Annotated in this window: 15 protein-coding genes; all 15 read right to left on the reverse strand. The window is 53.3% G+C overall.

The window, feature by feature from the left end:
* Nucleotides 1-15: 15 nt before the first annotated feature.
* Nucleotides 16-768, reverse strand: coding sequence for a flagellin N-terminal helical domain-containing protein (locus H7B67_RS00410; protein WP_185117826.1), 753 nt, complete (start codon nt 766-768; stop codon nt 16-18).
* Between the two features lie 148 nt (nt 769-916).
* The gene (gene fliS, locus H7B67_RS00415; protein WP_185117827.1) at nt 917-1,294 is read right to left on the reverse strand and encodes a flagellar export chaperone FliS; all 378 of its coding nucleotides are present in this window, start codon (nt 1,292-1,294) and stop codon (nt 917-919) included.
* 101 nt (nt 1,295-1,395) lie between these two features.
* Nucleotides 1,396-1,719, reverse strand: coding sequence for a hypothetical protein (locus H7B67_RS00420; protein ID WP_185117828.1), 324 nt, complete (start codon nt 1,717-1,719; stop codon nt 1,396-1,398).
* Between the two features lie 30 nt (nt 1,720-1,749).
* Nucleotides 1,750-3,240, reverse strand: a complete 1,491-nt coding sequence (gene fliD, locus H7B67_RS00425; RefSeq protein ID WP_185117829.1) for a flagellar filament capping protein FliD — start codon at nt 3,238-3,240, stop codon at nt 1,750-1,752.
* Nucleotides 3,241-3,252: 12 nt separating this feature from the next.
* The gene (locus H7B67_RS31215; protein WP_342592343.1) at nt 3,253-3,663 is read right to left on the reverse strand and encodes a flagellar protein FlaG; all 411 of its coding nucleotides are present in this window, start codon (nt 3,661-3,663) and stop codon (nt 3,253-3,255) included.
* A 124-nt stretch (nt 3,664-3,787) separates the two neighbouring features.
* Nucleotides 3,788-4,042: a carbon storage regulator CsrA gene (gene csrA, locus H7B67_RS00435; RefSeq protein WP_185117830.1), complete on the reverse strand. Its 255-nt coding sequence runs from the start codon at nt 4,040-4,042 to the stop codon at nt 3,788-3,790.
* A gap of 6 nt (nt 4,043-4,048) precedes the next feature.
* Nucleotides 4,049-4,501 (reverse strand): flagellar assembly protein FliW, encoded by a 453-nt coding sequence (gene fliW, locus H7B67_RS00440; protein ID WP_185117831.1) that lies wholly within the window; start codon nt 4,499-4,501, stop codon nt 4,049-4,051.
* Between the two features lie 76 nt (nt 4,502-4,577).
* Nucleotides 4,578-5,147, reverse strand: coding sequence for a DUF6470 family protein (locus tag H7B67_RS00445; protein WP_185117832.1), 570 nt, complete (start codon nt 5,145-5,147; stop codon nt 4,578-4,580).
* A 19-nt stretch (nt 5,148-5,166) separates the two neighbouring features.
* A complete protein-coding gene (gene flgL / locus H7B67_RS00450) occupies nt 5,167-6,087 on the reverse strand; it encodes a flagellar hook-associated protein FlgL (protein ID WP_185117833.1) in 921 nt (306 codons plus the stop codon).
* A 34-nt stretch (nt 6,088-6,121) separates the two neighbouring features.
* Nucleotides 6,122-7,684 (reverse strand): flagellar hook-associated protein FlgK, encoded by a 1,563-nt coding sequence (gene flgK / locus H7B67_RS00455; RefSeq protein WP_185117834.1) that lies wholly within the window; start codon nt 7,682-7,684, stop codon nt 6,122-6,124.
* A 48-nt stretch (nt 7,685-7,732) separates the two neighbouring features.
* Nucleotides 7,733-8,233 carry a flagellar protein FlgN gene (locus H7B67_RS00460; protein ID WP_185117835.1) on the reverse strand — a complete coding sequence of 167 codons (501 nt, stop codon included), beginning with the start codon at nt 8,231-8,233 and terminating at the stop codon, nt 7,733-7,735.
* 38 nt (nt 8,234-8,271) lie between these two features.
* Complete coding sequence (gene flgM / locus H7B67_RS00465) at nt 8,272-8,538, reverse strand: flagellar biosynthesis anti-sigma factor FlgM (RefSeq protein ID WP_185117836.1); 267 nt, start codon at nt 8,536-8,538, stop codon at nt 8,272-8,274.
* Between the two features lie 82 nt (nt 8,539-8,620).
* Complete coding sequence (locus tag H7B67_RS00470; RefSeq protein WP_185117837.1) at nt 8,621-9,028, reverse strand: TIGR03826 family flagellar region protein; 408 nt, start codon at nt 9,026-9,028, stop codon at nt 8,621-8,623.
* 105 nt (nt 9,029-9,133) lie between these two features.
* Nucleotides 9,134-9,919, reverse strand: a complete 786-nt coding sequence (locus H7B67_RS00475) for a ComF family protein (protein WP_185117838.1) — start codon at nt 9,917-9,919, stop codon at nt 9,134-9,136.
* Nucleotides 9,916-11,406: ATP-dependent helicase ComFA (locus tag H7B67_RS00480; RefSeq protein ID WP_185117839.1), on the reverse strand; the 1,491-nt coding region annotated here is incomplete at its 5' end. The genes H7B67_RS00480 and H7B67_RS00475, both read right to left, overlap by 4 nt.

Raw genomic sequence — 11,406 nt, forward strand, 5'->3', positions numbered from 1 at the left:
GCTTTAAAAAATGGATTAACGAAGCAGGGACAGAACGCCTTGCGGTTGGGAATTCGCTTGAGCCAGCATCGATTGAGCGGCTTGCAGCAAGATATTGTTCTTCGTAAGGTTAACCATTTCCTTAGCCATATCCGTGTCACGGATACGAGATTCAGCAGCCGTCAGGTTCTCAACGGTCGTGCCGATGTTATTGGAAGTGTACTCCAGACGGTTTTGCTTAGCACCCAGCGTACCTCGAGCCGTGGACAATGCCGTGATTGCCGTGCTGACAGCCGCAAGAGTCGTTCCAGTAACGGAGAAGGTGAGAGCATCGATAGCAATCGTGTCAGCAGCATCGTTGTAAGCAACGTTAACAGCGCTTTTGATTGAGATACCGTTGAAAGTCGTCTTGTCCAAGATGTTCGTAATTTGAGAGTTCAATTCACCCAACTCGGTATCGATGTTGCCCTTATCTTCGTCAGAGTAAGTGCCGTTAGCCTTCTGAACGTTCAATTCCTTCATGCGAACGAGCATTGCGGAAACTTCGTTCAGAGCACCTTCAGCCGTTTGTACGAAGGAGATACCGTCTTGCGTGTTACGTTGTGCTTGCTCAAGACCACGGATTTGACCGCGCATCTTCTCGGAGATCGCGAGACCAGCAGCATCGTCAGCAGCGCGGTTGATGCGAAGACCGGAAGACAGCTTCTCCATGTTCTTGCCTGCAGCCGTGTTGTTCAGACCCAGGTTACGGTGAGTGTTCAGCGCGTTAATGTTGTGATTGATAATCATGATTTATTTCCTCCCTGAAATATAATTTCCCACTTCCCTGTGGGAGATTGATCTGAAGGTCGGCCGCCGATTCAGATCGATCTGATATGTATATCGACAGCGTCTTACATTTTATTTAGAGAATTTCAAGAATTTTTCTAAGAAAAATTTACAGTCCGGAGACTGGTTGCTTAACCGCTTCCCCCCAAGCCTCTCTAAGCTCTAGGAGATGGTTGAGAACTTCTTCGGCAATGGAGACATCCTTCTTAATATTGGCTTGAATGAGCCGGTGAACAAAATATTCGTATAGAGATAATAAATCCTTGGCAATAGGATAGTCATAATTCAGTCCGGCAATGAGCTCATGCACGATCGCTTGAGCTTTAATCAAGCTATTGTTCGCCAATTCGATATTTCGTTTATTAATGCCTTCAATGCCTAATCTGACGAACCGAATCGCCCCATCGTATAGCATCAAAAGCAACTGCGGCCCGGATGCCGTCTGGACGGAGGCTTGTTGATATTTCTGATAGGGATTGTTAATCATCGACCTGCTCCTTTGCAGTTAAAGAACGGTATTGTCCTTTATATCGGCTTGTTCTTTCGAAAGTTGAAGAGCAGCCACGCTTATTCGCGTGGCTGCCTTTCTTATCGCCGTTTATCGAACATGAAGCCTTCAATTCCCCCATAACTATCGTTATAGTAGGCGTTCCTCTGTCGCCTGGTCTCATCTACCTTACGCATTCCAGCCTGGGCTTCCTGCTTATGACTTTCCATCTTGGACAGCAATCCCGTTTCATATGGAGCCAAGGTATGTATCCGACGCTTCTCTTGCTTAGCGATCTCTGGGTTGCTCTCCAGAAAATCAACCAACTGCTGCCTCAGTTCGACAAAGTTTTCATATTCCGTATAGTCTGCATCGCATTCAGGACGACTTAGTCGATGCGTTTCCTTCTCGATATGCTCAAACAATATTAGAAATTCCGTAGATTCTCTCATGTCTTAGGAAGAGAACAAACTGCTAGCCTGGGAATTTAATTTATTAACAGCAGTCTCCATGGAAGAAAATTGTTTATAGTAGTTATTCTCGATGGTAACCAGACGATCTTCCCATAAGTCGATTCGACGGTCGAGGTCAATCAACTGGGTACCGATCAAGCTCGATGGATTGAATACTTCGGTCGTGGAGGTGCTGCTTCGGGAAGTACCGGCCTTCTCCGCTAAAGAATTTAATGCCGTTTGCAATTCATTGTACATCCGGTTAAACAGTCCACTATCTGGAGTAGTTACTAGCTTCGATTTAGTCGCATCGGTTTCCTTCGTATTCTGGGTAAAGAATCCTATCACCTGCTCCGGATTCTTCTCAAGCGCCTCGATCAGCTTATCTTCATCCAAATGCAGCTTACCCTTCTCCGACCAGGACCCCGTTGTAATCCCGAGGCTAGTAATATTGACATTCGTTCCGTTTACATTAACATCTGTAATGGTTCCCAGTCTCAGATTGCTGACAAGCGAGGAAAGAATGGTGTCATTCTTAAGAATACCGGACTTCGCCTTCTCTTCCCACAATTTAATTTCCTCTTCCTCCATGTCCTCTTTTTGTTCGTCCGTAAGAGGCTGGTAGGTGAGAAACTTCTTCTCTGATAACTTAGGATTTATCGCATCGAGAATATCATTGTACGCAGTAATATAAGATTTGATGGATTCGACGACTTTGCTTGTATCCATTTTCGTCGTAATAGTACTTGCGATTCCTTCGGACTTCGCGTTCAAAGTGTAAGATACGCCGTTCTCCGTGAAAGAGTTGCTCGAGCGTGACGTCCGAATCCCGTTAATAGTAACATCAGCGTTAACACCAGATGTTACATCAGCTTCATCGAGTTGGAATTTATTCGTCAACAGATCACCGCTGAAGGTAAGCACGCCGTTCTCGCCTTGTGTCTTCGACGTCAGAACGAGCTTCCCCGAAACGTTATCAAAGTAGGCGGTTGCATTGACTTTGGAATTCTTGTTAATCGTGTTTATTACGCTGGCAAGCGTATCCGTACTTTTAAACGTTATGGGCTCGCCATTGATTTCGATCGTGGTATCGCCAGTGGCTAAATTCAATTCCGCCAAGGATTTGCTTATATCCACATTAGTACCGATGGAAGCACTCGTAATCGTAGCCGCCGTCGCCAGGCTGTGAACTTCGATCGTCGTCGTTCCCGCTACGGCTCCCGTCTGCGCTTTAGCAGTTACGGCCGTCGTATTCCCCGCAACCGAAGAGGCCAACGTATTGAGATTACTGCTTAACTTCAAGTTAGCTAATTTATTGTTGCGTAGATCAACCATCTTAATCGTTATATCCCGATAAGCTTCTTGCTGCCACTCCAACTTCGTCTTCTGCTGATTCAGCTTGTTTAACGGTTCTCTCTTGGCCGTCATCAATTGCTTGATAATGGTATCGGTGTCCATACCGGTGGCCAAGCCGCCGAGTCTGATTGAACTCATGTTGTCTCCTCCTTATACCTTCTCGTCAATGATAATTCCCGCTATCTCCATCATCTTGGCCACGACGTCCAACGTCTTCTCCGGAGGGATTTCTCGAATGAGTTCTCCCGTTTCCTTGTTGACTACTTTAATCATGACTGCATGCGTTTTTTCATGCACCCGCATTTCGACGGAGGTTTCAGGTCCTTGCATGGCTTTTACCGCCTTTTCGATGGCCCGGTAAACCTGTTCTTCTCCAATTGACAGGGTTTTGCCCGTTTGCTCTTGGTTTCTCAGCTTGGTAAATGTAGGCTGAAGCTGAGGCTTAGGCTGATTCTCAGCCACCGGCACGCTTTCTCGCGCAACAGGTTTAACAGGCGTAGGTGCAATTGGTGGCTGCACCGAATTACCCGTCACTTGGCTTCCCATGCTCATACCGCTCATCGTCATCGCTCCTCGTCACGTCAATACTCGTTAAGTACTATATCGGCGAGTTCCCATCTGGTTGTTAGATATTCATACCAGTTCTGCATGCCATATGGAGGAATGAGCGGGCAGCATCGCTAGGCTAAGATTCGGACTTCGTCTGCTGAATCCCCAACATACGCAAAGCCTCCGCCAACTCTCCTGCATTGTGCGGAAGCTCAGACGCTTCCTTGTTCGTTTCCCTGATGGACACCATTAATTCGGAGCGGACGATCTGCACATGGGGCGGAGCCGAAATTCCCAGTTTAATGTGATCGTTGTAGATCCCTAGAATCGTAATTTCGATATCGTCCTGTATAAGGATGGATTGTCCTTTCTTGCGTGTAAGCACAAGCATAGCCGCTTATCCCCTTCCTGCCGATCCGGTTGTTAAAGGGAACAAGCGATGTCGCACCTCATACTCGGAACTGCTGCTGAGGACAACCTGTTGGCCTAGTCGATCTTGGGAATTAAGAACAACGGGAGCCACCAAATTCGCAGTCGCTTCTTTCAATTCCCCTCTAATGCTTACAATTACTCGAATAAATAGCGAATCCTGCGAAGGGTCCCCTAAATCCGCCAAAGCTTGGTCGGATAGCTCAAAAGAATAATTCGGAAAAAAGAGAAAAGGATCGACTAGAATAAAGGCAAGTTCCCCTTCCTCGGCCGATTGCAAATATTCGAAAGGGGCATGTTCTTCCGGGCGTACGAAGAAATACTGCCTCCGTTCCTCGAACCCTGGGATCCCCTTGGAAAAAAGGAATACTTCATCTTCGCGAACGGTCAATTCGCCGAATCGAGTTGTCACGATCTTCATGCTACTTCCTCCATTTAATTCCTCGACATATGCAGGAAAGCCGTGAGCGTATAGCCACTCACAGCAGAAATGATCCTCAACCAATCACATCGATGGCAGGGGGAGTTATGGTGACCTTCGGATATTGTTTCATATAATAGTTGACATATTCCCGGTTGTATTGAATGTCTGGCCGGAAGGTCTGTACGTCGATATTCACTTCGCCTGGAGTGACTTGAATATCCAGATTGGTCGGGGTATATCTCAACTTCGTATTGTCCGGCAAAGCAGGACCATACACTTGCAAATCCGGAGCCCCCTCCATAAATTCCTGAATTGCGTAATCCGGCAGCGGATTTTGCTTGATTCTTAAATCGCCGATCGTATTCCCTTTCTCCACGATAAAGACCAAGTTATCGGCCGCAATTTGCTTATACTGGCTATAAATCCGATTCCAGAATCTCTCCGGGGATCCGCCGTCGATAGCATCATTGGTCAACGTCATATCGATCTCCAACGTACCTGCTCCATTGTTCTGGATATCGACGACTGCTTTGCGGGATTCCACATTCACTTGGGGTTTATGTGTCTTGATATCATATTTGCCCAATTGCCCTTCGAAGGCTAGAATGGCGGGATCGCTATGAATCGATATTTGCCCGATCATACTTTATCCCCCTTATCCCTTAGTTCAGAAAATCGACCAATGTAGGCGTAATAATCTTGGCGCCGACCGATAGGGAAGCCTGATAAATACTATCGTTAACCTTCGCCTGGATGATGAGTTCCTCGTACTCCGCGTCCTCAACCTTGGATTGAAGGGTCTGCAGGTTCAAATTCAAATCATCCAGCCGGGACTGGACCATCTCGACCCGGTTCACCCGCGCCCCCACTTGGGCTTGCTGAGCGAGGATTTTGTTCGTTCGGGTCTCCAATGCGGCCATTTGTACCTTCAGATCGTCCATGTCTGGGCCTTTCAAATCCTGGATCATCTTGTCGATGACATAGAAAGCATTGTCATCTTCGTTCTTAGGGGCAGTTGTGCCGCTTGGCGGATAGCCGAATACGTCATTTCCGCTGAAGCTGACGTCCATGTTTACGCCGGTGCTGATCGTATAAGAGATCTTCCCGCTGTCCGTGACGACTTTCCAAGGCTCCGTGGAGCTGTAAGGCTTCTGATCGACCAATTGCCCGTTATAGATGTACTTGCCCTTGAAGGTTGAGTTCGCAATATTAAGCAATTGACCCTGAAGCTGTTCCATCTCGGCCGCTATATTGTCCAACCCGACTTGCGGATTCGTCTCGTTGCTTGCCTGAACCGCAAGTTCCTTGATCCGTTTGAGCACGTCGCCGGTCTGGGTCATAATCGTATCGTTGAAATCGAGAACCGAAGCCGCATAGTCCGTGTTTGTCTGCATACGCTCGTTAACGGTCAAGTCGCTTCGATAACGAAGCGCATAAGTGATGCCGACCGGGTCGTCCGAAGGCCGGTTGATATTCCGCCCGGTGGACAGCTTCTCCTGCATCCCCTGCATTCGGGTTAAGTTCGTGTTGATGTTGCGAAGCAGCTGGTTCGTAATGCTGCCCTGCGTGACTCTTCCTGCCATGTCTTCGCCCCGTTTCCCTAGGTTAGATCAAACCTTATCTTCCGACAACGCCGGTTCCGTTGATTATCCGATCCAGCATCTCGTCCACCGTCGTCATCATCCGGGCGGCAGCGTTGTAAGCATGTTGGAATACCACCATGTTCGACATTTCTTCGTCGAGCGATACGCCACTGACCGAGATTCTCCGTCCATCGACCTGATCCACGACGGACTTCGAGTTCGTCGCCTGGCGAGACGCCGCTTCCGTTTGAACGCCCAATTGGCCGACCATCCCGCGGAAAAACGAGTTTGCGCTCGTCTTTGTCAGGTCAGCTCCCGCCGTTACGGACGAAAAGTCGATGGATACATCGCCGAGCTGCGAGATAATGAGAGCCAGACCGTTGTTCCCCTTAACCGGCAATTCCGTGCCACTGCTCGTTACCGTACGCATGGAAGAAGCGATCAGGCTCGCGTTTTCCTGAATGCTCTTCGATAACGAGAAGTTCGCGGCCGTCAGCTGCCCGCCGTCGGAGGCCACGAAGAAGTCTCCTCCCGCCGTCAACGGAGTGCCTAGCGAATATCCCAGCTTATGAAGTCCGTTTAAACCCGCGACCGTAACCGTGAGATCCTCCTTCAGGGTTCGCGCCTCTCCTGTGTAAGGAACATCGTTCAGAACTGTACCTTCAGGAAGCACCGAACCTGCCGGAATCGTAACCGTTATATTGCCGTTCGCCAATCCGCTCGCCAGCGTGTCAAGCTGCTTCTTGTAATCGGCAACGTAGACATCGCGCGAGTAGATCATTCCGTAGATCTCTCCGCCGGTCAGATCGGCGTTGAACAGCCCTTGAATGGTCGCCGCGTCTATCGCGGTGGCAGCGTCGCCGTTCACGAGCTGCGTCGCCCCGATCGAGATCTGGTAATCCCCGTTCTCGGCCTCCGCGACCGTGATATTGGCAATGCCCGAGAGCTCGTCCGCCAGCAGATCGCGTTGGTCGCGCAGATCGTTGGCGTTGTCGCCGAGCGCTTCGATGCGCCGAATCTGACCGTTCAGTTCGGCGATCGTCGAGGTGATCGTGTTAAGCTGCGCGGTCTTCACGGCAATATTCTCCGTGAGATCGTCGGACAGATCGGTCAACTGCTTGCTCGTTTGGTTAAAAGCATCTGCCAGCGATAGCGCGTTCTCGCGAACGAGCTTGCGCGCCGTCTCGTCCTCGGGAGATTCGGCGAGATCGTTCCAAGAGTTGAAGAAGTTGTCGATAGCGGACCGCAGGCTCGTGTCGGACGGTTCATTGAATACCGTCTCCAGCTTCTCCAACGTGTCCTGCCGGATCGTCCAGTTGCCGAGCGTCTTGTTCTCGTTGCGGTATTGCAGATCCAGGAACTTCTCCCGGATGCGCGTAACCGAATCGTACTCGACGCCGGTACCGATCTGTCCCGCTGCCGTGGATTTGGTCAAGCCGATCGCTTCGATCGGCCTCGAAGCTACCATGTTCACCGTCTGACGGGTATATCCGGCCGTATTGGCGTTCGCCACGTTATGGCCGGTCGTCTGCAGCGCCGTTTGTTGGGTCATCAGGCTTCGCTTGGCCGTCTCCAACCCCATAAAAGTCGATCTCATCCCTTAGCCTCCTATGCATGCTCGCAAGCTGCCAGTACCATCTTCCTTCTATGCACGAGAATCGAACATCCGAGCCCCCGCTCCGTAACCGTTGTAATTCGCGGGCGGCTTGTAAACGACATCCTGATCCTCCGATCCCGTAAGAAGCCCGATCGTGAACTCGTTGAAATCTACCGCTTGGCGCAGCAGCTCCAGGTTCTGTTCGTTCAAAGCGCTCAATCGGCTTACGGTCTCGACCAACCGATTCCCCAATTCTTCAAGCCGTACCTTGTCGCCGACGTTGGTCTCGAGGCGAACAAGGCTTGACATGCTCATTCCGGGGTTAGCGGCTACCCCTTTGCTTACGCAATATTGCGCGACCGCCTTCTGCCTAGCTTGTTCTGCTTCTTGAACAAGGCGAAGAAGGCGGGACTCCTTCGTCGTCAGTTCAGGGAGACGGCTCACTTCGTTGCGGACGACAGCCTCCCGTTTCTGCTCCCCTAGTTCAATCAGAGCTTCGTGCTGCTCCTGAAGCAGCTCCATCGTGCGGAACAGCTCTTTAATGGCCATTGTCATTCCCCTTCCAATCGTTTCGAAGTCCGGTTAACTTAGCGAATGAAGGGCAAAATCCGTTCTGCCAGCTTGTCCGTATCGACATAATAAGTCCCCGTAGAAACTTCCTGCTTAAGAGATTCTATCTTATGTGCCCGGGCCGCATCCGGCGTTTTCCCTTGCAAGTCCAACAACTCCTTGGCTTCCGCCGATATCTGAACCTCGTCCTTGCGCTTCTTGCCGACCGCCTGGTCGGGACGCGCTTCCGCGGCCTGCTGATAAGCCTGATACATGCCGACCCGTTGGGTTTGATTAATCTTCATCCGAGATCACCTCATAAATAAAAAGACCGAAATACCTATGTTGGTATTATCGGCCGCAATCTTCTAAATGTTTATAGATCAATTATTCCCTGTCTCTCAGGCGTTCCCCTATGTAGGCGCCGCTGCTCTTCTGCTGCCCGAGCCCATTCCTGTCCCGGCTCGTCGCGTTGTTCACGTCCTTGCTCAACCGATTCCGGCAATTGTCGCACATGTTGCCTTCCCGGATAAGCACCCCGCACACCTCGCAAGGATAGGACAAATTCGGCGCATTGTAGAGCGAAATCCGGCCTTCCTTGATGAACCGCGTGATCTGCTTGACCGATACCCCCGTATCCTCGGACAGCACCGTGATCGTCGCGCCTTTATTCTTCCTTAAATATTCGATGCACGCCTCGTATTCCTTCTCTAAGTCAGCAGAACAATTAGGACAGATGTCGCGGAAGTGACGAGCGAAAAGCCGGCCGCAGCGGGGGCAATTAGCCAGATCCACGTACGATTCCTCCAATCTCGACAAAGTTCGATCGAATTAACCACTTTAAGTCATTCTATAATACTAAATTTTACATGTAAAGAATAGAGCATTATGGACTAGACGCTACGATCTTGCCCACATCGCCCCATACACTTCGCTGTCCGGGTAAGCGCTCTTCAACGCCAGCGAGCATTCCGTCATCGTGCTTCCGGTCGTGTAGATATCATCCACAAGAAGTATGCGAACCGGATACGGGGGAAAAGGAAAAGCTTCCGACGGATGTCCTATGGCTGGAGGAGGCTCGATGGCCGCGAACGTCCCCTTCATGTCCTCGATCCGATCCTTGCGGCCTTTGAAGCTCTGCTTCCCCGTATGGCGGGTACGCTTCAGAAGCCGCCGATAAGGGAGACGGTAAAGCCGCGCGAGCTCCATGGCGATCCGCTCCGCCTGGTCGAAGCCTCGGTCCTCCAGCCTCCGCTCGGCGATCGGAACGGAAGTGACGACATCGAAACGCACCTCATTAAGCAGAGGCTCGGCGGCCGCCGACAGCATCGCGGCGAGCGCGGGCTCCAGCTTTTCCAGCCCTCTGTACTTGTACAGGGCGAGAAGCTCTTTCATGGCCGCATCGTAGCGGACGGCTCCCCGGACCTTGACGAACGGGCGATTCGGTCGCCGAAGGCAGTCCCCGCAGCGCTCCGGCCGGCCGCACACGGGACAGGCGATCGCGACGATCCAAGGGATTCGGCTTAAACACTTCGAGCAGAAACCTTCGAGTAGAATACGGCGGGAGGCGGGATGCCGAATCGGAAGAGCCGTCCTGGCCGACCCGCCCGCCGACGACTGGCCGCAAAGCAAACACGCCTGCCCTCTTGGCTGCAGCAACGAATGCAAAACCGCGCTCCAACTCACGCCCTCTCCCCCTTCGGCCTCAGATACCCGCTCCTTCGCGCGATCCGGTTCATGGACCGAATCTGCCTGACGGCCGTGCTTTGCGACTTCGTCGCGTACGGCGAGCAGAAAAAAACGCGCCCGAACGGATCGTCCGCGGATCGCCCCGCCCTTCCGGCCATCTGGACGAGCGAGGCTTCGTCGAAGGTCGATTGATGCGCCCCGAGTATGAATACGTCGCTCCTAGGGATCGTCACTCCGCGCTCCAGAATGGTCGTCGTCACCAACACTCGGAACTTGGCTTGGCGGAAAAGCTGCACTTTGGAGACGCGGTCGGGATCGCTGGAATAGGTTCCTTCAATCTCGGCCGATTGGATTCCCAGCTTGGCGGCATGTCCCCTCAATAGAGCGACAAGGGGAGGAACATGTTTGATGTAAGGAACGAAAAAGAACGTCTGGGCCCCGCGTCCGACGGAAGCCGCCAGCCATCTTAGCAGTACCGCCGGCAGCTCCCGCCGTTGAATCAGCCTGTTCACGGGAGGGATGTTCAGCCGCTTAGGAACAGGAAGAGGGTGCCGGTGGTAACGAACCGGCACCCGAGCGCAGGGCGTGCGCCCGCTTCGCACCTCGCGGCGAAGCTTGGCAGGCGGGGTCGCGCTTAGCAGCACGGTAGCCCCTTGCTTCCGGCGTGCTTTCGTCGCCGCATAGTGCAGAACGGGGTCGTTATGGTAGGGGAACGCGTCTAGCTCGTCCACGAGCACCAGATCGAACGCCTGCTGAAAACGAAGCAGCTGGTGGGTGGTCGCGATCGTGAGAGGAGCGTTCGTCCAGCGATCCTCGCTTCCTCCGTAGAGGACGGCTTGCCTGACGTCGGGGAACGCCTTCTGCAGACGCGGGGCCAGCTCGAGCACCACGTCCCGGCGAGGCGTGGCGATAAGCGCCCGGCCGCCGGCTTGAAGAACCGCAGCTAGCAGCGGGAAAATCATCTCCGTTTTGCCGGCGCCGGTCACCGCCCAGAGCAGGAAGCTTCGCTCCGGCGCGGCGAGCGGGTCGGCGGACCTCCGCCGACTCAAGGCGCGCCGCGCCGGAGCCTCGCCGCGCAGAAAGCGCAAGGCCGCCTCGGCCGCGCTGCGCTGCGCGGGACTGAGCCCCCAGCGATCCGTGAGCGCCGGGGGAAGCGCGGCTAGCGCCGCGCCCGGCTGCTCGGCGCCCAGCGCGAGCAGCTCGCATTCGCGGCTGCGGCCGAGCGGGGCGCATGCCTCGCAGACGGCGCAGCCGCTTCGCCCGCACGAGGCGCACCGCGTGCGGCGCATGCGCTCTTCGCCGCTGCCGCAGCGCCGGCAGCGGAGCCCGGGGCGGCGGCGCTTGGCCGATGCGCCCGCCGCCCGAGGCTCGATCGCGGCCGCGAGGCGCACGGCGCCGCGCAGCGCGGCAAGCTGCAGCGCTCGAAGCGCCGCGTCCTCGGGCAGCGTCGGCACCGCCTCCGCCAGCATGGCCGCCGCCTCTTC

Origin of the sequence: Cohnella thailandensis (assembly GCF_014212135.1) — a bacterium.
Taxonomy (GTDB): Bacteria; Bacillota; Bacilli; order Paenibacillales; family Paenibacillaceae; genus Cohnella; species Cohnella thailandensis.